Below are 19,973 nucleotides of genomic sequence, written 5' to 3' on the forward strand. Positions count from 1 at the left end.
ATCCGACGGGACCTGATCCGCCCCCGGCCCGGCGCCCGCACATCCAGCGGGCGCCGGGCCCCCGGCGGCACCCCCGCTGACTCTCACCACCCCGCACGCGCACGAGGAGTGAAACCCCGATGACACGTCCGATCACCCTCTTCACCGGGCAATGGGCCGACCTCCCGTTCGAGGAGGTGTGCCGGCTCGCCGCCGAGTGGGGCTACGACGGCCTCGAAATCGCCTGCTGGGGCGACCACTTCGAAGTCGACCGCGCCCTCGCCGACCCGGAGTACGTACCGAAGAAGCGCGCGGTCCTCGACCAGTACGGCCTGGGTGTCTGGGCCGTGTCCAACCACCTCGTCGGCCAGGCCGTCTGCGACCACCCGATCGACGCCCGCCACCGGTCCATCCTGCCCGCCCGGCTCTGGGACGACGATCCGGAGCGGGTACGCCGGAACGCGGCCCGCGAGATGGCGGACACGGCCAGGGCCGCGGCCCTGCTCGGCGTCGACACGGTCGTCGGCTTCACCGGATCGTCGGTCTGGCACACGGTCGCCATGTTCCCGCCGGTCCCCGCCGACACGATCGACGCCGGATACCGCGACTTCGCCGACCGCTGGCACCCGATCCTCGACGTCTTCGAAAAGCACGGCGTCCGGTTCGCCCTGGAAGTCCACCCGAGCGAGATCGCCTACGACCACTGGACCACCCGGCGCACCCTGGACGCGATCGGCCACCGCTCCTCCTTCGGGCTCAACTGGGACCCGTCCCACATGATGTGGCAGGACATCGACCCGGCCGGCTTCATCCTCGACTTCGCCGACCGCATCTACCACGTGGACTGCAAGGACACGAAGATCCGCGCCCGCGACGGCCGCCGGGGCCGGCTCTCCTCGCACCTTCCCTGGGGCGACCCGCGCCGGGCCTGGGACTTCGTCTCCACCGGCCACGGAGACGTTCCGTGGGAGGAGTGCCTCCGCGCGCTGAACACCGTCGGCTACACCGGCCCCCTCTCCGTCGAATGGGAGGACGCGGGCATGGACCGCCTGACCGGCGCCGCAGAGGCCGTGACGTTCCTGCGTCACCTGTCCCGCATCAGCCCCCCGCCCGTCTCCTTCGACGCCGCGTTCGACACCTCCGCCTCAGGAGCCGACCATGAGTGACACCGCACGCCGCACCACGCGGGACACCGCCCGCGAAGCCGCACAGGACGCCGTGCTCGACGCTCCGCAGGGCACCGCGCAGGACCCCGGACGGATCGGCGTCTGGCTGGTCGGGGCCCGCGGCTCCGTGGCGACCACGGCCACCGTCGGCGCCGCCGCCGTCTCCGCCGGTCTCGTCCCCCCGACCGGCATGGTCGCCCAGCTGCCGGAGTTCGCCGGCAGCGGGCTGCCCGCCCTGGACCGCCTCGTCTTCGGCGGGCACGACGTCACCGAGACCCCGCTGCCGAAGCGTGCCGAGCAGCTCGCGGAGGCCGGGGCGTTCTCGGCGGCACTGCTCGGGCCCGTCGCCGAGGCCCTTCACGCCGCCGACGCCGAGATCCGGCCGGGCGTACGGAACGAGGCCGGCGGACCGCCCCAGGCGCTGACCGCCGCCGCGCTCGTCGAGGACCTGGTCGCCTTCCGCCGCCGCCACCGGCTGAGCGACGTCGTCGTCGTCGACGTCTCCTCCACCGAGCCCCCGGCCGTACCCCATCCCGCCCACGAGGACCCGGAAGCCCTGGAACAGGCCCTCGCCACCAGCGCCGACGTCCTGCCTCCCAGCTCCCTGTACGCCTACGCCGCCCTGCGCGCCGACTGCGCCCACATCGGCTTCACCCCGTCACCGGGCATGCGGATCCCGGCCCTCCGCCGCCTCGCCGAGGACCTCGGCCTGCCCTACGCAGGAAGCGACGCGAAGACCGGCGAGACCCTCGTTCGCACGGCCCTCGCGCCCCTGTTCGCCCACCGGGCCCTGCGCGTGCGGTCCTGGTCCGGCACGAACCTGCTGGGCGGCGGCGACGGAGCCACCCTGGCCGACCCGGAAGCCGCCGCCAGCAAGAACGCCTCCAAGCGCGGCGGGCTCGCCGCCCTGCTGGGCACCGGCGTCGAAGGGCTCACCCACATCGACTACGTCCCCAGCATGGGGGAGCGGAAGACGGCCTGGGACCACATCGCCTTCGAAGGGTTCCTCGGCGCCTCCATGACGCTCCAGTTCACCTGGGACGGCTGGGACTCGGCACTGGCCGCACCCCTCGTCCTCGACCTGGTCCGGTTCCTCGCCCGCGCCCGGCAGACCGGCGCCGCCGGACCGCAGGAACAGCTCGGATTCTTCTTCAAGGACCCCGTCGGCCCGGAGGGGACCGTCCCCGACCACCGGCTCGTCACCCAGTTCGAGCGGCTGAGCGCCTGGTACGCGGAGGGCGCCCGATGACCGACCCGCGCGACCTCCTCGAACTCGTCAGAGCCCCGGCCGCGCTCACCGTCCCCGGTGACGTCCTCGCCGGCGCCGCCGCGGCGGGCCGGCCCCTCCGGGCGAACACGGCAGGCCTCGCCGCGGCCTCCGTCTGCCTCTACTGGTCGGGCATGGCCCTCAACGACTACGCCGACCGGGAGGTGGACGCCAAGGAACGTCCCGGGCGCCCCATCCCCTCCGGCAGGGTCGCTCCCCGTACCGCGCTCGCCGTCGCCACCGCGCTCACCGGAGCCGGGCTCGCCCTCGCCGCGGCGGCCGGGGGCCGGCGCGCCCTTGGCGCCGCCGTGCCGCTCGCCGCCACCGTCTGGGCGTACGACCTGCGCCTCAAGAACACCCCGTACGGTCCCGCCGCCATGGCCGCCGCGCGCGGCCTCGACGTCCTCATGGGCGCCGGCGCAGACGCGTGGCGCCGAGCGCTCCCGGCCGCCCTGACCGTCGCCGGTCATACATACGCCCTCACCACCGTGAGCCGGAAGGAGATCGAGGGCGCCACCGCGTCGCTCCCGGCGGCCGCGCTCGCCACCTCCGTGGCCCTGGGCCTCACCACGGCCGCCTCCACCGCCGCTGACACGGGCGGCGCCCGCCGTGCCGCCACCACCGCGCTACTCGGCGGCTACCTCGCCGCCTGCCTCCCCGCCCAGCTCCAGGCGGTCGCCCGCCCGGACGCCGCCCGGCTCCAGCGCGTCGTCGCCGCCGGCATCCACGCCCTCGTCCCGCTCCAGGCGGCACTGACCGCACGCACCGCCTACCCCCGAACCGTCCTGCCGCTGCTGGCGGCCTACCCCCTCGCCCGCCGTCTCTCCCGGAAGGTCTCCCCGACATGACCGCGCTGCGCTTCGGCTACGGCACCAACGGCCTGGCCAACCACCGCCTCGACGAGGCCCTGGAGGTCGTCGCCGGACTGGGCTACTCGGGAGTCGCGCTCACCCTGGACCACGCCCACCTCGACCCGTACGCGCCCGACCTGTCCCAGCGGTCGGCGCACACGCGCCGAAAGCTCTCCGCCCTCGGCCTCGGCGTCGTGGTGGAGACGGGGGCCCGCTACCTCCTCGACCCCTGGCACAAACACGCCCCCACCCTCCTCGACCCCGACCCCGGCCGCCGCGCACACCGCCTCGACTTCGTCACCCGGGCCGTGCGGATCGCCGCCGAACTGGAGGCCGACGCGGTCTCCCTGTGGAGCGGCGTCCTCGGCCCCGGCACCTCGCACGACCAGGCCTGGGACCTGCTCGCCGACGGCTGTGCCACCCTCGTGGAGATCGCCCGCGAGGCCGGCGTACGCCTCGGCTTCGAACCCGAACCCGGCATGCTCGTCTCCGACCTGGCCGGGTACGAGCGCCTGCGGCGCACCCTCGGTGACCCGGAGACCTTCGGCCTCACCCTGGACATCGGGCACTGCCAGTGCCTGGAGGAGGAGACCCCGGCCCAATGCGTCCGGCGGGCCGCGCCCTGGCTGGTCAACGTCCAGATCGAGGACATGCGGCGGGGCGTGCACGACCACCTCGAATTCGGCGAGGGGGACGTGGACTTCCCGGCCGTCCTGGAAGCGCTGTCCGAGACCGGATACCGAGGCATCGTCGGCGTCGAACTGCCCCGCCACAGCCACAGCGGCCCCCAGACCGCCCTGCGCTCCCTGAACGCGCTGCGCGCCGCCTCCACCCCGCCCTGGACGAGCAAAGCACTCGACCAGCTCCGCTCCGACCCCGCCGCGATCACCAGCCTGTTCCCGGTCGCCGCGCGCGGCGGTGCACCGGTCCCCGGCGACGTGACCCGCGCCCAGCTGCTCCAGACCCTCCCCGCACGCGAGGGTGAACTGGCCGTGATCCTGACGGAGTTGTACGAGTCAGGGGACGCCGCCGAACGGCTCGCCGTGCTCCGCGCCCTCCCGCTCCTCGACGCGGCCGGACACCTGGGTCCGCACGCCACGCCCCTGATCGAGGACGCCCTGCGCACCAACGACGCCCGGCTCGTCACGGCCGCCGTCGGACCGTACGCCGCCCGCCACCTGGGCCAGAGCCAGTGGCGCCAGGCTGTCCTCAAGTGCGTCTTCCTCGGCGTCCCCCTCGACGCCGTGGCCGGCCTCGACCGGCGCAGCAGCCCCGAGCTCACCCGCATGCTGGCGGCCTTCGCCGCGGAGCGCACCGCCGCGGGACGGGCCGTACCCGACGACGTGAACGAACGCCTCGACCCGCCGCCCGCCCCCGACACCCTGCCGGCCCACGCCTGACCCGTCCGAGAGGAGAAGCCATGCGCATCTTCGACCCGCACATCCACATGAGCTCCCGCACCACCGACGACTACCGGGCGATGCACGCGGCCGGCGTAAGGGCCGTCGTGGAGCCCGCCTTCTGGCTCGGCCAGCCGCGCACCTCGGCGGCCAGCTTCCGCGACTACTTCGACTCCTTGCTCGGCTGGGAGCCCTACCGCGCCGCCCAGTACGGCATCCGCCACTTCTGCGCCCTGGCACTGAACCCCAAGGAGGCCAACGACCCCCGCTGCGCACCCGTCCTCGACGACCTGCCCCGCTACCTGCTCAAGGACAACGTCGTCGCCGTCGGCGAGATCGGCTTCGACTCGATGACCGACGCCGAGGAGCACGCCTTCACCATTCAGCTCGCCCTCGCCGACGCACACGGGCTCCCGGCCCTCGTGCACACCCCGCACCGCGACAAGGCCGTCGGCACCTCCCGCACGCTCGAGCTCGTACGGTCCTCCGGCATCGACCCCGGCAGGGTCCTGATCGACCACCTCAACGAGGTGACCGTGCCCCTCGTCGCCGACTCCGGCTGCTGGATGGGCTTCTCCATCTACCCCGACACCAAGATGGACCCCGACCGGATGGTCCGCATCCTCCAGGAGTACGGAACCTCCCGGATGCTCGTCAACTCCGCGGCCGACTGGGGCCACAGCGACCCGCTGCGCACGGCGGCCACCGCCTCCGCGATGCGCTCGGCAGGCTTCACCGAGGCGGACGTCGAACAGGTCCTCTGGCACAACCCGGTGGCCTTCTACGCCCAGAGCGGCCGCCTCGTCCTCGAAGCCGAGGGCGCCGAGGCCCGCCCGTCGGACTCCACGGACTTCGCCGGCAACTCCGTGCGCAGGGGCGGCAGCTGATGCGCCTGCGGCATCGCGGCGGCGATCTCGTCCACCTTGCCTACTGCACCAACGTGCACCCGGCCGAAGACCTGTACGGGATCCTCGCCCAGCTCGACACCTACGCCGTCGCCGTACGGGACCACCTGGGCGCGGACCGGCTCGGCATCGGCCTCTGGCTCGCCCACCGCGTCGCCGCCGACCTGGCGGCCGACCCGGACGCGGCGCTCCGGCTGCGTGCCGAGCTCACCCGGCGCGGCCTGGAGGTCGTCACCCTCAACGGCTTCCCGTACCAGGGCTTCCACCAGCCGGTGGTCAAGCACGCGGTCTACCGTCCCGACTGGTCGGAGCGGGCACGCCTGGAGCACACGGCGAACCTCGCGCGGGTCCTGGCCGTACTGCTGCCCGATGACGTCACCACCGGCAGTGTCTCCACGCTCCCGCTAGGCTGGCGCACCGGCTGGACCTGGGAACACCAGGACAGTGCCCTACGGCACGTGGACGCACTCGGCCGCGAGCTCGTCGAGCTCCGCCGCAGGACGGGCCGCACGATCAGGATCGCCTTCGAACCGGAACCGGGGTGCGTCGTCGAAACGACCGCGCAGGCCGTCCAGCACCTCCAGGGCCTGGACCCGGGACACTTCGGCGTGTGCCTGGACATCTGCCACCTCGCCGTCGCCTTCGAGGACCCCGGGACGGCGCTGGCACGCCTTGCCCGGGCAGGCATCGAGGTGGTCAAGGCCCAGGTCTCCTGCGCCCTGCACGCGGAGACCCCCGCCGACCCCGAGGTACGGCGGGCCCTCGGCGCCTTCGACGAGCCCCGGTTCCTCCACCAGACCCGCCGGGCGGGTACTCCGGCCCCAGGCGTCGACGACCTGCCCGAGGCGCTGACCGGTCCGGCGGCTCTCAGCGACGACGCGCCGTGGCGCTCCCACTTCCACATCCCGGTGCACGCCGATCTCACGCCGCCCCTGGCCAGCACCCGGCCGGTGCTCAGGGACACCCTGGCCGCCCTGCTCACGCCCGACCGGCCGCGCACCACGCACCTCGAAGTGGAGACCTACACCTGGTCCGTGCTCCCCGAGCCGCCGCGCGACGACAAGGAGCTGGCGGCGGGCATCGCGGCCGAACTCGACTGGACCCGCCGGGAACTCCTGGCGCTCGGCCTCACCGACCCGGCCACGCCGACGGAGTCCGACTTCCCGAACCCGAACCCGATCAGGAGCTCGTCATGAGCGTCGTCGTCCTCGATGTCGTCGGACTCACCCCGCGCGTACTCGCCCACATGCCCCACCTCCGCGCCGTCGCCGACACCGGCTTCACCGCGCAGCTGGACACGGTCCTCCCGGCGGTCACCTGCTCGGTCCAGTCGACCTTCCTGACCGGCGAACCGCCCACCGGGCACGGCATCGTCGGCAACGGCTGGTACGACCGCGACATGGGCGAAGTGGCCTTCTGGCGTCAGCACAACCGGCTCGTCGGCGGCGAGAAGGTCTGGCAGACCGCGCGCCGCACGCGCCCCGGCCTCACCGTGGCGAACATCTGCTGGTGGTACGCGATGGGCGCGGACGTCGACATCACGGTCACCCCCCGCCCCGTCTACCACTACGACGGCCGCAAGTCCCCCGACTGCTACACCCGCCCGCCCGAACTGCGCGACGAACTCACCGCGGAACTGGGTACCTTCCCCCTCTTCCACTACTGGGGACCCAAGGCGGGCCTCACGTCCTCGCGCTGGATCATCGACGCCACCCGCCGCGTCCTCGACCGGCACAACCCGGACCTGACCCTCGTCTACGTCCCTCACCTCGACTACGACCTCCAGCGCCACGGCCCGGAGTCTCCCCAGGCTCGCGAGGCCGCCCGCGAGCTCGACGCGGCCCTGGCCCCTCTGCTCACCGAGACGCTCGCCCGGGGAGCCACGATCGTCGCGCTCTCCGAGTACGGCATCACCGAGGTCAGTCGCCCCGTCGACATCAACCGTGCCCTGCGCCGGGCAGGCCTCCTGAACGTCCACCGTCAGCAGGGCATGGAGTACCTGGACCCGTGGACATCGCGCGCCTTCGCCGTCGCCGACCACCAGATCGCCCACGTCTACGTGACCGACCCGGCGGACGTGCCGCGCGTCCGGGAGGTGATCCGGGAGCTCGACGGCGTGGAGGAGGTCCTGGACCGCGAGGCCCAGGCCGAGCACGGCCTCGACCACACCCGCTCGGGCGAGCTGGTCGCGGTCGCCGCAGCCGACAGCTGGTTCACGTACTACTACTGGCTGGACGACGCGCACGCCCCGGACTTCGCCCGGGGCGTGGAGATCCACCGCAAGCCCGGCTACGACCCCGCCGAGCTGTTCTTCGACCCCGCCGATCCCCTGGTGATGGCGCGGGCCGCGGTCTCCCTGGCCAAGCTGAAACTCGGCATCCGCGGCACCATGTCGGTGGTCCCGACCGACCCCTCCTGCGTGCGCGGCAGCCACGGCCGCCTCCCCGACGACGCCGCCGATGCGCCCGTACTGCTCTGCTCCGCACCGGAACCCGCCCGCGAGCGCTACCGGGCCACCGAGGTCAAGGAACTGCTCCTCGCCTGCCTCGCCGGCATCCCGGGCGGGTCTCGCGACGCGAGCTGAGTGCGTTCTCGGACAGGCTCGTCGTGAAAGGCGAGCAGCGAACCCGGCACACCCGCCCGCGGGCGGGTTCGGAATCGGGAGGGCGAACGTGTGGAGACGCAGGCCGTCATCACGGCCTGCGTCTCCACACGTTCGCCCTCCCGGGTCATCGCAGCTTCACGAGGTGCCTTCCGCGGGTGTGGCGCCGTCTCTCAGCTCGATCCTCACGACGGTGTCGACCGGATCGGGCAGCGGATACGTGAAGTGGCCGACCTCGCCGAACTGCACGAAGGGGATGTCGGGATACGAGGCCACGACCCACTCCTCGCAGAGCTTCAGCTCCCGGTCGTCGGCGACCAGGCTGATGCGCTCGATCGCGTCCTTCGGCACACCGGTCAGCGGCAGCGGACCGATCGGGGCCCGCAGGACGTGGGCGTACACGGTCGAACCGGAGCGGGTGTAGTAGCCCCACTCGGGCGAACCGAAGCCGGCAGGCCCCGCCCCGTAGACGGACTCGCCGTTGGCCTCCAGCCAGTGGCCGATCCGCCGCAGTCGTTCGGCGGCCTCGGGCTGGATGGTGCCGCGCGCGTCGGGGCCGACGTTGAGCAGCAGGTTCCCGCCCTTCGCGACGCACTCCACGAGCTTCGTGATGACCTGCTCCGGCGACTTCCACAGGTCGTCGGCGGCGGCGTACCCCCAGTTGTTGTTGAGGGTGACGCACGCTTCCCATGGCACCGGGGTGCCGTCCGGGGTGTGGAAGCCCTCCACCGGGATCACCTGCTCCGGGGAGACGAAGTCCCCGCAGTACGAGGTGGGATCGTCGGTCACGATGGAGCCCATGCCCTCACCGCTGGTCTCCAGACGGTTGTCCATGATGACGTCCGGCTGGAGCTCGCGGACCATCGCCACGAGGTCGGCGGCCCCCCACTGCTCGGGGCCCATCCCCTCGTAGGAGAAGTCGAACCACAGGATGTCGAGCTTGCCGTAGTTGGTGCACAGCTCCCTCACCTGGCCGTGCAGGAACGCCCGGTAGGACTCCAGGTCGGGCTGGTGGGAGGCGAAGGCGGGGTTGTCGCGCTCGGGGTGCGCCCAGTCGCCGTGGTGCGGGTAGTCGGGATGGCGCCAGTCGAGCAGCGAGAAGTAGAGGCCGACCTTGATGCCGCGGGCGCGGAAAGCCTCCAGGAACTCGGCGACCAGATCCCGGCCGATGCCGTTGTGCATGCTGCCGTAGTCGGTGAGCGCGGTGTCGAACAGGCAGAAACCGTCGTGGTGCTTGGCCGTGAGAACCGCGTACTTCTGGCCGGCCTCGGCGGCGAGTTCGGCCCAGGTGTGCGGGTCGAAGTCCTCGGCGCCGAAGCCGTCGACGGCGAACTGGTAGTCGGCGAGCGGGACGCGTTCGTGGGAGCGGAGCCATTCACCGCGGGCGGGGACGGCGTACGGCCCCCAGTGGATGAACATCCCGAAGCGGTCGTGCCGGAACCATGCCGAGCGTGCGAAACGGTCCTCGCTCATGCCTTCACCGCTCCCGCGACCATCCCGCTGACGATGTACTTCTGGGCCGCGAGGTACACGGCGACCACCGGAAGCATGGTCAGGACGAGGTTGGCGCACACCAGCCCGTAGTCGAAGCTGTGGGTGGTCTGGAAGGTGAACACCGTCATGGGAAGGGTCCACCGGTCGGCGTCGGGGATCAAGAAGAGCACGTTCTGAAACTCGTTCCAGGCATAGGTGAAGACCAGGACCAGGGCGGTGAAGCTGACCGGTCGCAATAGCGGGAAGATGACAGTGAAGAACAGCCGCAGGGATCCCGCGCCGTCCAGCAGCGCGGCCTCGTCGATCTCGCGGGGCAGCTGCCGGATGAACCCGACGTAGGTCAGCGTGATGAAGGGGATCTGCACGGCGATGTCCGTCAGGATGAGGCCGAGGTACGAGCCGCCCAGACCGATCTGCTGCAGGAGCCGGATCGCCGGGATGAACGCGAACGGTGCGACGAGCCCGGTCAGCAGATAGCTGTAGACGCCGCCGGTGACCCGGCCCGGGCGGCGCGCGATCACGAACGCCGCCATCGAGCACACCAGGACCGTGCCGCCCGTGACACCGACCGCGATCAGGACGCTGTTGCTGAGGGCTTGGAGCGAGTCGCCGGTGGTGATGACCGTGAGGTAGTTGTCGAAGTGCCAGCTGGCGGGGAGCGCGAAGCTCATCGTCCCCGACTCCGCGGTTCCCTTCACGCTGGTGATCAGCACCAGGTACAGCGGAGCGAGGAAGACCAGGGCGACCAGGGCCGCCAGGGTGTACGTGGCCGAGGAGGCGAGGAGCCTTCGGGCGCGGGGCCGGGCCGGTCGGCGGGTCATGCCGTCGCCTCCATCCTGCGGACGAAACGGTTGATCACCAGGGCGACGGCGGTGATCATGAGGAACTGGAAGACGTTGACGGCGGCGGCGTAACCGAGGGCACCGGTGTTGAGCTGTTTGTAGACGTACGAGGTGAGCACCTCGGTCGCCGTACCGGGGCCGCCGCCCGTGGTCGCGTAGATCATGTCGAACGCCTTCATTCCGGTGATGAAGGTGAGCAGCCCGGCCAGATTGATGGCGTGCCGGATGTACGGGATCTTGATGTGCCGGGCCACCTGCCAGGGGCCGGCGCCGTCGAGGTGGGCGCTCTCGATCAGTTCCGTCGGGACCGCCTGAAGGGCCGCAAGGACGAGGACGACCGTCCAGCCGACGCCCATCCAGGTGTCGACGGCGGTGACGCTGTAGAGCGCCAGGTCGAAGCTGCCGAACCAGTCCTGCGCGAGCCCGAAGGGCTTCAGCAGGATGTTGAGCGGGCCGTCGGCCTTGAGGATGTAGCCGAAGAGCAGGCCGACCACGATCGTGGAGAACATGATCGGCAGGTAGACGACGACCCGCAGGAACTTGGCCCCGCGGAAGGTGCGGTCGAGAAGGAAGGCGATCGCCACTCCCAGGACCGTCTTGCCGACGGTCACGCAGGCGGCGTAGGCGAACTGGTTCCAGGTGGCGTTCCACAGCACTGAGCTGTCGCCGGCCATCAGACGGTAGTTGTCCAGACCGATGAAGCGTGTGTCCGGGACGAAGGTGGAAGCGTCGGTGAGCGAGAGGTACATGCCGAAGAAGGCAGGCAGAAGGAAGAAGACGGTGAAGACGGCGACAGCGGGGACGAGGAACGCGTACCGGTAGGTGCGGACCACACCGGAACCGTCGGCGCGCCCCGAGCTCCTGCGTGCTCCCTCTCCCCTTTGTACTCCGCGTCCCTGCTTCCGTCCCGATCCGGGCGACGCTTCTCGGTGTCTGGTGGCGGCGAGGCTCATACTGGGTGTCTCCGATCTCGGGCCGGGTCAGAACCCGGCGGCGCCGGACTTGGCGCCCGCGCTCTGCCACGCCTTCTGGACGCGGTCGCCGAACTCGGCGACATCAGCGCGCTTGCCGATCAGCTCCTGGTAGGCGGCGATGATGTCGTCCTGCGGCTGCGGGATCACCGACTGCTGGTCGAAGGGCAGCACGGACCCGCCCTGGTCGACGAGCTTCTGCAGATCGGCGACGCCGCCGGAGGGCTTGGCGGCCTTGACGTCGGTGAACGCGGACACCCCGGGGTTGGCGTCCAGGAAGGACTGCGCCTGCGGCTGCGCGATCATGAAGTTCAGGAAGTCCTGGGCCTGCGGGGCGACCTTGGAGAACTTCGCGACCTTGAGCATGTTGGGCTTCTGCAGGCCGAGGGTGCTGTGGCCGTCCGCCGCAGGGAGCAGGAAGAAGCCGATGTGCGCGTCCGCGTTCGACTTGGCGATCTCCCCGAGCGCCCAGCTGCCGTTGATGATCGCGCCGGCCCTGCCCTTCGCGAGGGCGGCGGTGGAGGCCTCGTATGTCGATGTGAGGGCGTCGTCGTTGGTCAGCCCGCCGTTCACCCAGTCGGACAGCGCCTGGTACTCCTGGTCGAAGCCCGGCGTGTCGGCCCACTTCGCCTTGTTGCCGTCGAGCTTGGCGACCAGGTCCTTGTCCGCGCCGATGAAGCTCGCGTTGACCGAGCTGCGGTGCTGGAGCAGCGTCCAGCCGTCCTTGCCGGCCAGGTGGAGCGGCGTGACGCCGGACTTCTTCACCTTCTCCAGGTCGGCCCGGAATTCGGCGAGGGTGGTGGGCGGGGCGGTGATGCCGGCCTTGGCGAAGACGTCCTTGTTGTAGAGGACGCCGGTGGCGTTGAGACCGTCGGCACTGGGCGTGCCCCAGATCTTTCCGTCGGGGGAAGTGATCGCCTTGCGAACGTCCGGGTTGAGCCGCTGCACCCACGGGCCGGTGGCCGGCTGCATGATCGCGGCCTTGTCCTTGGCGGTGTCCTGGCCGGCGAAGATGTCGACGCCGTTCTTGGAGGCGATCCGGGCCTGCACGAGCGCGTCGTAGTTGGCGTCCGGCACCGGGGCGAGCGTGACCTGGTGGCCGGTCTTCCGCTCCCAGGCCCGCACGTTCTCCTTGAACCCGGGGACGCCGACCCAGGAACTCGGCAGCATGTAGGTGACCGTCACATGGCCGCTGGCGTCGGTGCCGTCGTCCCCGGCGCAGCCGCTGACGACGGCCGACACGGTGAGCGCCGCGGCTCCGATGAGGGCGATTCTCCGGATTCTGCGCATGACGAGGTTCCTCTCGGTACTGCTCAGGGGGAAGGGGAAATGCGGGATTGTTCCGGTGGGTGCGCGGCTACGAGACGGCGGCGGTTGTACGGACGCCGTCCCGGCCGCCCTCGTACGCTCCGGACTTCAAAGGCCTCATGTCGATCCGCGCGGGGAATGCGGGGTCGCCGAGCAGGGTGTGGAAGGCGTGCGTGAGCGCGAGCTGCAGGGAGCCGAGCGCCGGGCCGAACGTCTGGTTCTCGGTGATCGCGAGCTTCACCGGGTACGCCTTGCGCATCATGGTGTGTAAACGCGCCGCGATCCGGTCGGTGAGAGCTTGCCGGTGGGCGAGCGGCCCGCCGAGGACGACCACCTCTGGGTCGACCGACAGGGTCAGGTAGGCGATGTGACGCGCGGCGCGAGCGGCGAACGCGTCCAACTCTTCCTGCGCGGCCGGGTCACCACGGTCGGCGGCGTCCACGACCGGCAGGAACGATTCGACGTCGGCCCAGTGCGCGGGCGCGGCCGGGCCGTCGTCGATCAGGTTGAGCTCCCCGGCCAGGTTCCGGCTGCCCCGCTGGACCCGCCCCTCCACGACCAGACCGGCCGCCACCTCGTGCCAGGCCAAAGCCAGGGCGAAGGTGTCGGCACCGCGGGCGGCGCCGTAGGCGTGCTCGGCGATCGCGGCGGCGTTCAGGTCGTGCTCGACGATGAGCGGCACGTCTCCGAAGACCAGCCCGGCCTCAGCAGGGGACAGTCCCTGGAGATCGGGATAGTGCGGGGCGTAGCTGATCCGCCCGTCCGGCCCGACACCGCCGGTGAGCGCGATGCCGAGACCGAGCCAGTCGCCGTGGGTGGCCTTCAGGGAGGCCACCAGGCGGTCCAGCCGTCCCCTGAACGCCCTGACCCGGTCCTGCCCGGATCGGGGCTCGGGGTCATGATGACGGCCCACGTGGAGGAGCCGGCCGGCGACGTCGCTGACGAGGATCCGCTCGTCGTGCTTGCCGATCTCGGCGCCGATCACGAAGCCGTGCCGGCCCCGGAACCGGAACCGGGAGGCGGGCCGGCCGCCCACGGGCGTCGGGGACTCCCCGTGCTCGGCCCCCGAGATGACCTCCACGAGGTGGGGGAGTTCGGCCAGTCGGTCCCGGACCGTCGGCCGGGACAGTCCGGTGACGTTCGCGAGCTCGCTGATCGTCGCCTCGCCCAGCGAGTGCAGCGCGGCGGCACAAGCCATGGTGGTCGTCCGCCCGGAGGCTCTGTCACCTGAGGCGAACGTGAACATGGCGTGCTCTCTTCGGAAGCCCTTCCGGTCGGGTCCCGGGGAGGGCCCCGCCCGAAGGTATGGCAAGGAGGTTTCGAATCCGGCTTTCATAACCGGTGGCAGGAACGTAAACGACGCGTTACCGGACCTGCAACAGTTCCGAAAGTGAGAGGGGCAACCTTTCGGAACCTAGACGTAGGGCGGGTGTTTTCTTGCTTTCACCCTGATTCATCCTGTGGATACAAAGGCTTGCCCGGATGAGTTTCCGAACTCTTTCAGTCATGAACCTGTGTCGCCTACGTTTCCGCTACTTCACCAGGACGTGGCCCCAGGGCGGGCCCACCAGACGCAGGAGGCAGCGGTGGCAGATCGCGAGCACCCCTCAGCGAGGTCCGACGCCGGTACGGCCGGCGGGTCCGGCGGTCCGGGACGCCGACAGCTCCTCGCGGCGATCGCGGCCGTCGGTGCGGGCACGGCCGCTTCCGGCCTTCTCGGCGCCTTCGGCCTCGGAGGGACCGCCGCAGCGGCGACCCCCGAGGCCCAGGCTGCCGCGACCCTGCGCGCGACCATCGACGAGACGCACCCCGCGCACCTGGTCAACCTCGGGCAGAGCGACGAGCCGTACCAGGGCACGCTCGTCCAGCTGTGGGCCACGATCCCGGACAGCCTCAAGCCGTACTGCTACATCAACCTCATTCCCGGCAGCGAGATCCACGACGTCCCGGCCGCGACCGACTGGATCCAGGCCCGGCTCGACACCGCCGAAGCGGCCGGCATCCCGGTCACCGTGCAGGTCGCCCAGGGCGCCACCGGCAACCAGGGCATTCCCGTCAGCAAGTGGCGTGCCTGGGCGCAGACCCACCCGAAGACCTTCGTCGGCCTCAACGCGGCCGAGCTGTACAACGGCATCGACCAGAGCAACTACCTGATCGACCTGTTCAACCTGGCCGGCGAACAGGGCATGTTCTTCTTCTGGACCGACACCAACATCTTCGGCAGTCACGGCATGATGCTGGACTACATGCAGAACAACACCCGGTTCCTGCCGACGATGAAGGCGAACGCCAAGAACCTGGTGTTCATGAACAAGGAGTCCTGGGCCACCGACTCCACCGACGCGCTCCTCAAGGGCCTGTGGCTCACCGGCTACATCGGCAACTGGGGCTCGTCGACCGACTGGTGGAAGTGGGGCCTCGACAACAAGGGCGTCTTCCCCGGAGGCGAGGGCTGGCAGGACTGGAAGTTCATCCTCCAGTACCCACAGGGCCTCCAGGTCCAGTCGATCGTCCGCGACCTGTCCCAGGGCGCGACCTGCTTCCTCGCCGAAGGCTCGTACTTCACCAACGGCGCTCTCGGAAACCGTTACGCCGGAGCCCAGTTCGGCATCTACCCGCTACTCCAGAGCATCCTCAACGGCTGGATCCAGATCCCCACCCGCGCCCAGGTCGCCGCCCAGCAGCAGGCCTTGATCAAGGGCATCGCCGCGTACTCCACGCCGGGCTGGAACGGTTCCGTCAACAACGCCATGGCCGTCGACGGGCGGTACGGGATGGTCTCGCTGGTCCCCACCACGATGCCCGCCGCCGACCTGACTGGCTTCACCACCGTCACCTCGAAGCAGCCCACAAGCTACTACGACGGGCTGTTCCCCGGCTACGCCCGCACCGGCAACGGCTGGGTCGTGCGCTCCGACGGCACGAACAAGCAGTGGTACTACACCAACCCCGTCATGTGGGAGCAGCGCAAGACCGCCTCCGTCATCCCGCTGACCAACGTGCCCGGCGCGCAGGTGACCGTCAGCTCCGACGAACACACCAGCGTGATCATCCAGGAGAACCCCTCCAACCTGGGCGTCCACGTCTTCAACTACCGCCTCAACCTGACCGACGCCATATCCCAGGTCGCCGACGAGGCCGACACCATCGCCTTCGGACAGAACTACATGGCGCCCCGCCTCGACGCCGCCGGCACCCCGGTCGTCAACGCCGACGGCTCGATCACCACGGTCGGCAACCGCACCCTGCCGGACCAGACCTCCCGTGACGTCCGCAACGTCACTCTGACCATCGTCGGCACCTGGAACGGCGGCCAGCCACGCATCACCTTCGACGACCAGGCGGGCATGACCCGCCCGTACACGAAGACGCAGACCTGGGACGCGGCCACCAGCACGCTCACCCTCAGCCTCACCATGAACGGGACGAGTCACTTCAACGTCCAGATCAACGGCGGCGGCCCGCACGTCCTGCCCCGCGACGGCTGGACCGTGACCTACACCGACAGCCAGGAGACCGCCGCCGAGAGCACCCCGGCCACCAACGTCCTGGACGGCAACATGTCCACGTTCTGGCACACGGCATGGTCAGCCACCGACCCGGACCCCGCCTGCCCGCACGAGATCCAGCTCGACATGAAGAGCAGCCGTACGGTCTCCGGGTTCACCTACCTGCCACGGCAGGACGGACCCAAGAACGGCTGGGTCGGCGGCTACGAGTTCTACGTCTCCGCCAACGGCACGACCTGGGGCAGCCCCGTCGCCACCGGTACGTTCGCCGCCGACGCCACCCTGAAGACCGTACGGTTCCCCGCCACCGCCGGCCGATACGTGCGGTTCCGCGCGCTGTCGGAGGTCAACGGCAACCCCTGGACCTCCTGCGCCGACCTCACGGTCATCGGCCTGTGACCCGCCCCCGGGCGACCCCACCGGAGACAACGCACTCATGACCCCGCACCACCACCAGGACCTGGCCGTGCTCGCCGCGGCCGGGTCCGCCCTGGTCCTCGACACCTCGGGCCCCCACCTCCCCGCCGTCCTGCACTGGGGCGCCGACCCGGGCGCGCTGGGCGATCCCCACGAGCTGCTGCTCGCCCTCACCCCGGGATGGCCCGTGGCCTCCGTCGACCAGCCCGTGCCCCTGCGGCTCGTCCCGCACCAGGCCGACGGCTGGACCGGACGCCCCGGCATCACCGGCCACCGCGACGGCGCCCACCCCAACCTGCGCCTGCGGCTCTCCGAGCCCGTCACCTGCGTTCCCTCGGACAACGGGGGAGGCCAACTCCGCATCACCGCCGCCGACTCGGATGCCGGAGTGACCATCCGCACCGACCTCGAGATGGACCGGTTCGGCGTCATCCGGATCCGCCACACCCTCGGCAACGACGGCCCCGGCACCTTCACCCTCGACTCCGCCGCCTGCCTTCTGCCGGCCGGCGACCAGGCCACCGAAGTCCTCGACTTCACCGGCCGCTGGGCGAACGAACGCCGCCCCCAGCGCGGACCGCTCCACCACGGACTGACCCTGCGCGAGTCCCGCCGCGGCCGCACCGGCCACGACGCCACCGGCCTCCTCGCCGTCGGACAGCCCGGATTCGGCTTCCGGCACGGCCAGGTGTGGGCTGTCCACACCGGCTGGAGCGGCAACCACCTCCACTACGCCGAACGCGTCCCCGAACACGGCCCCGTCCTCGGCGGCGGCGAACTGCTCGGCCCAGGCGAGATCCGCCTCGGCCAAGGCGAGACCCACCGCGCTCCCTGGACCTACTTCGCCTGGTCCGACGCCGGACTCGACGGCCTGTCCGACCGCCTGCACCGGCACCTCCGTGCACGCCCCGGCCACCCCCGTACCCCACGGCCCGTGACGCTCAACACCTGGGAAGCGGTGTACTTCGACCACCGCCTCGACACCCTCACCGACCTCGCCGAACGCGCCGCCGCCGTCGGCGTCGAACGCTTCGTCCTCGACGACGGCTGGTTCACCGGCCGCCGCGACGACACCGCCGGCCTCGGCGACTGGACCGTCGACACACAGGTATGGCCCGACGGGCTGCACCCGCTCGTCGACCAGGTGCGGGAACTCGGCATGCAGTTCGGCCTCTGGGTCGAGCCGGAAATGGTCAACCCCGACTCCGACCTCGCCCGCGCCCACCCCGACTGGCTGCTCACCACCCCGGGCCGGCCCGCCCTGGCCGCCCGGAACCAGCAGGTCCTCGATCTCGCCAACCCCGACGCGTACGCCCGCATCGCCGCCCGCCTGCACGCGCTCGTCGACGAGTACGGCATCGACTACCTCAAGTGGGACCACAACCGCGACCTGCTGGAAGCGGTCCACGACGGAACCGCGGGGGTCCACGCCCAGACGGCCGCCGTCTACCGGCTCCTCGACGAACTCCGCGACCGGCACCCCGGCCTGGAGATCGAGTCCTGCTCCTCGGGCGGTGCCCGCATCGACTACGGCATCCTGGAACGCACCGACCGCGTCTGGGCCTCCGACACCAACGACCCGCTCGAACGCCAGGCCATCCAGCGCTGGACCGGCCTGCTCGTCCCCCCAGAGCTCATGGGCTGCCACGTCGGCGAGGCCCGCGCCCACACCACAGGCCGCGTCACCTCCCTCGCCACCCGCCTCGCGACCGCCCTGTACGGCCACGCCGGCATCGAATGGGACCTCACCCGCTGCCCCGACGACGAACTGGTCCAACTGACCGCGTGGGTACGGCTCCACAAGCGCCTCCGTCCCCTCCTCCACACCGGCACCACCGTCCGCACCGACCACCCGGACCCCACGGCCTGGCTTCACGGAGTCGTCTCCGAGGACCGTCACCACGCCCTCTTCACCCTCGCCCAGCTCACGGCGTCGATGGACTCCGTCCCATCCCGCATGCGCCTCCCCGGCCTCGCCCCGGACCTCACCTACACCGTCACCGTCCGCCCGGAGTTCCCCTTCACCCAGTCCCACCCCAGCACCGCCGTCCCCTGGATCACCCACGGCACGATCCGCGCCCGTGGCGCCGTCCTTGCCGAGGTGGGGCTGGCTGCCCCGCTGCTCGACCCGGCGCAATGCCTGGTCTTGGAGGCGGAAGCGATCGACGGCGACACCTGATCAGTGGGTGCCGCTCCACGGAACCGGCAGCGCGCTGAGGGCCATGACGGAGACGACGCCCACCGGGACAAGGTGTGGGGTGGCGTCAGACCGGAAGGCGGTTTCAGTGGCCTTAGGAGGTGGTCGGCGCGTGCCCTCCGTTTCGGTGCCGACCTGAGTTTCGTGGCTCGCGATCTCGACCACCTCAACAGCGTTCCTCGTAAGCCTCTGCCCAAGCTCAGAAGAAGCCGAGCTTCTTGGGGCTGTAACTCTGGAGGATGTTCTTCGTCTGCTGGTGGTGGTCCAGCATCATGCCGTGCGTCTCGCGGCCGATGCCCGACTGCTTGTAGCCGCCGAAGGCCGCGTATGCGGAGTTTGATGAAAGTCCGTAGATGTGGAAGGTGGCTGACCAGGCATGATGACGGATCAGGAGTGGCTTGATCACTGGTTGCGGCGGGCGCCGGCTCTCTCTGGGGAGGTCCTGGAGCGACTCATGGAGCACCTGACCGAGGGCGAAGACGAGTGACCACCGGGTCCGTGTCGTCACTCCGAGCCGGCGAGGCTCGAAGGCTGCTCGGGCAGCAGGCCACGGAGAGGGCCGAAGCCCCAGGTGTCGACGGCGTCGAGGGTAGCCGTTGATCCAGTCGGTCGGTGGAGGGTCGTGCGGCTCTTCCAGGCCGCCGCACCACTGCGAGAGGATGTTGTCGCCGAGCGCGAGATCCGTCGCCGATCGAGGCGCCTTCGTGGGCGATCCAGTTCCTGGCCTGCCTGGCCTTGTGCAGCGTGTCCATGGTCCGGCCCATCGCGTGCGGGACCAGACTGTGTAGCGTGCCGCCCGGCAGCTTGTCGGCGGGGACTGAGGTGACGGCCTCGACGCACCAGCCGTCGCAGACGACGTCGCGGAATCTCGGCGGTCCATTGTGTCGGTTCGATCGAGCCCGGACTGGGGCACCTGCGCGCTGGCCGACGCCTCGACGCGAGCCTGCCCAGCGCACTGTCGACGATGGATTGGTTACTGGTCCATCGGTCGAGCAGCAGATTTGAATTGCGAAAGTATGCCCCACGCGCGCGTGGATTCTGCATGTAGTTGAGGGCTTCCTGTCC

General features: G+C 70.7%; 15 protein-coding genes. 9 read left to right on the forward strand and 6 right to left on the reverse strand.

Annotated features, from left to right (window positions below; translation table 11 throughout):
• Nucleotides 1-119: 119 nt before the first annotated feature.
• Genes ACN9MM_RS36760 through ACN9MM_RS36790 form a run of 7 tightly spaced genes read left to right on the forward strand, consistent with a single transcriptional unit; the run spans nucleotide 120 to nucleotide 8,152 of the window.
• The gene (locus tag ACN9MM_RS36760) at nucleotides 120-1,145 is read left to right on the forward strand and encodes a sugar phosphate isomerase/epimerase family protein (RefSeq protein ID WP_426368120.1); all 1,026 of its coding nucleotides are present in this window, start codon (nucleotides 120-122) and stop codon (nucleotides 1,143-1,145) included.
• A complete protein-coding gene (locus ACN9MM_RS36765; protein ID WP_426368121.1) occupies nucleotides 1,138-2,394 on the forward strand; it encodes an inositol-3-phosphate synthase in 1,257 nt (418 codons plus the stop codon). Before ACN9MM_RS36760 ends, ACN9MM_RS36765 begins: the two co-directional genes overlap by 8 nt.
• Nucleotides 2,391-3,260, forward strand: a complete 870-nt coding sequence (locus ACN9MM_RS36770; protein ID WP_426368122.1) for an SCO3242 family prenyltransferase — start codon at nucleotides 2,391-2,393, stop codon at nucleotides 3,258-3,260. Before ACN9MM_RS36765 ends, ACN9MM_RS36770 begins: the two co-directional genes overlap by 4 nt.
• Nucleotides 3,257-4,663, forward strand: a complete 1,407-nt coding sequence (locus ACN9MM_RS36775) for an EboA domain-containing protein (RefSeq protein WP_426368123.1) — start codon at nucleotides 3,257-3,259, stop codon at nucleotides 4,661-4,663. Before ACN9MM_RS36770 ends, ACN9MM_RS36775 begins: the two co-directional genes overlap by 4 nt.
• A gap of 20 nt (nucleotides 4,664-4,683) precedes the next feature.
• Entirely contained in the window at nucleotides 4,684-5,550 is an 867-nt protein-coding gene (locus ACN9MM_RS36780; protein WP_426368125.1) for a TatD family hydrolase, read from the forward strand.
• On the forward strand, nucleotides 5,550-6,764 hold the full coding sequence (eboE, locus tag ACN9MM_RS36785) for a metabolite traffic protein EboE (RefSeq protein WP_426368126.1): 1,215 nt from the start codon (nucleotides 5,550-5,552) through the stop codon (nucleotides 6,762-6,764). Before ACN9MM_RS36780 ends, eboE begins: the two co-directional genes overlap by 1 nt.
• Nucleotides 6,761-8,152, forward strand: coding sequence for an alkaline phosphatase family protein (locus ACN9MM_RS36790; RefSeq protein WP_426368127.1), 1,392 nt, complete (start codon nucleotides 6,761-6,763; stop codon nucleotides 8,150-8,152). Before eboE ends, ACN9MM_RS36790 begins: the two co-directional genes overlap by 4 nt.
• 156 nt (nucleotides 8,153-8,308) lie before the next feature.
• Here ACN9MM_RS36790 and ACN9MM_RS36795 read toward each other — a convergent pair whose 3' ends face one another.
• From ACN9MM_RS36795 to ACN9MM_RS36815, 5 genes are all read right to left on the reverse strand, one after another.
• Nucleotides 8,309-9,643 carry an alpha-L-fucosidase gene (locus ACN9MM_RS36795; RefSeq protein WP_426368128.1) on the reverse strand — a complete coding sequence of 445 codons (1,335 nt, stop codon included), beginning with the start codon at nucleotides 9,641-9,643 and terminating at the stop codon, nucleotides 8,309-8,311.
• Nucleotides 9,640-10,485 (reverse strand): carbohydrate ABC transporter permease, encoded by an 846-nt coding sequence (locus ACN9MM_RS36800; protein WP_426368129.1) that lies wholly within the window; start codon nucleotides 10,483-10,485, stop codon nucleotides 9,640-9,642. Before ACN9MM_RS36800 ends, ACN9MM_RS36795 begins: the two co-directional genes overlap by 4 nt.
• Nucleotides 10,482-11,339 carry a carbohydrate ABC transporter permease gene (locus ACN9MM_RS36805; RefSeq protein WP_426368130.1) on the reverse strand — a complete coding sequence of 286 codons (858 nt, stop codon included), beginning with the start codon at nucleotides 11,337-11,339 and terminating at the stop codon, nucleotides 10,482-10,484. Before ACN9MM_RS36805 ends, ACN9MM_RS36800 begins: the two co-directional genes overlap by 4 nt.
• A gap of 147 nt (nucleotides 11,340-11,486) precedes the next feature.
• Nucleotides 11,487-12,767, reverse strand: coding sequence for an ABC transporter substrate-binding protein (locus ACN9MM_RS36810; protein WP_426368131.1), 1,281 nt, complete (start codon nucleotides 12,765-12,767; stop codon nucleotides 11,487-11,489).
• A 67-nt stretch (nucleotides 12,768-12,834) separates the two neighbouring features.
• Nucleotides 12,835-13,983, reverse strand: coding sequence for an ROK family protein (locus ACN9MM_RS36815; protein WP_426368133.1), 1,149 nt, complete (start codon nucleotides 13,981-13,983; stop codon nucleotides 12,835-12,837).
• A gap of 388 nt (nucleotides 13,984-14,371) precedes the next feature.
• Here ACN9MM_RS36815 and ACN9MM_RS36820 point away from each other — a divergent pair, with 388 nt between their 5' ends.
• Together ACN9MM_RS36820 and ACN9MM_RS36825 are read left to right on the forward strand one after the other, a co-directional pair.
• Nucleotides 14,372-16,693 carry a discoidin domain-containing protein gene (locus ACN9MM_RS36820; protein ID WP_426368134.1) on the forward strand — a complete coding sequence of 774 codons (2,322 nt, stop codon included), beginning with the start codon at nucleotides 14,372-14,374 and terminating at the stop codon, nucleotides 16,691-16,693.
• Between the two features lie 37 nt (nucleotides 16,694-16,730).
• Nucleotides 16,731-18,890, forward strand: coding sequence for an alpha-galactosidase (locus tag ACN9MM_RS36825; RefSeq protein ID WP_426368135.1), 2,160 nt, complete (start codon nucleotides 16,731-16,733; stop codon nucleotides 18,888-18,890).
• Nucleotides 18,891-19,107: 217 nt separating this feature from the next.
• Here ACN9MM_RS36825 and ACN9MM_RS36830 read toward each other — a convergent pair whose 3' ends face one another.
• Complete coding sequence (locus ACN9MM_RS36830; RefSeq protein ID WP_426368971.1) at nucleotides 19,108-19,314, reverse strand: hypothetical protein; 207 nt, start codon at nucleotides 19,312-19,314, stop codon at nucleotides 19,108-19,110.
• Between the last annotated feature and the right edge of the window lie 659 nt (nucleotides 19,315-19,973).

Source organism: Streptomyces sp. E-08 (assembly GCF_049913095.1).
In the GTDB taxonomy this organism is placed as follows: domain Bacteria; phylum Actinomycetota; class Actinomycetes; order Streptomycetales; family Streptomycetaceae; genus Streptomyces.

Bases quoted from the DNA above. Each gene is read 5' to 3' on its own strand.
- ACN9MM_RS36775 (WP_426368123.1), top strand. From the start codon at position 3,257: ATGACCGCGCTGCGCTTCGGCTACGGCACCAACGGCCTGGCCAACCAC.
- ACN9MM_RS36765 (WP_426368121.1), top strand. From the start codon at position 1,138: ATGAGTGACACCGCACGCCGCACCACGCGGGACACCGCCCGCGAAGCC.
- ACN9MM_RS36795 (WP_426368128.1), bottom strand. From the start codon at position 9,643: ATGAGCGAGGACCGTTTCGCACGCTCGGCATGGTTCCGGCACGACCGC.
- ACN9MM_RS36810 (WP_426368131.1), bottom strand. From the start codon at position 12,767: ATGCGCAGAATCCGGAGAATCGCCCTCATCGGAGCCGCGGCGCTCACC.
- ACN9MM_RS36825 (WP_426368135.1), top strand. From the start codon at position 16,731: ATGACCCCGCACCACCACCAGGACCTGGCCGTGCTCGCCGCGGCCGGG.
- ACN9MM_RS36760 (WP_426368120.1), top strand. From the start codon at position 120: ATGACACGTCCGATCACCCTCTTCACCGGGCAATGGGCCGACCTCCCG.
- ACN9MM_RS36790 (WP_426368127.1), top strand. From the start codon at position 6,761: ATGAGCGTCGTCGTCCTCGATGTCGTCGGACTCACCCCGCGCGTACTC.
- ACN9MM_RS36780 (WP_426368125.1), top strand. From the start codon at position 4,684: ATGCGCATCTTCGACCCGCACATCCACATGAGCTCCCGCACCACCGAC.
- ACN9MM_RS36800 (WP_426368129.1), bottom strand. From the start codon at position 10,485: ATGACCCGCCGACCGGCCCGGCCCCGCGCCCGAAGGCTCCTCGCCTCC.
- eboE (WP_426368126.1), top strand. From the start codon at position 5,550: ATGCGCCTGCGGCATCGCGGCGGCGATCTCGTCCACCTTGCCTACTGC.
- ACN9MM_RS36815 (WP_426368133.1), bottom strand. From the start codon at position 13,983: ATGGCTTGTGCCGCCGCGCTGCACTCGCTGGGCGAGGCGACGATCAGC.
- ACN9MM_RS36770 (WP_426368122.1), top strand. From the start codon at position 2,391: ATGACCGACCCGCGCGACCTCCTCGAACTCGTCAGAGCCCCGGCCGCG.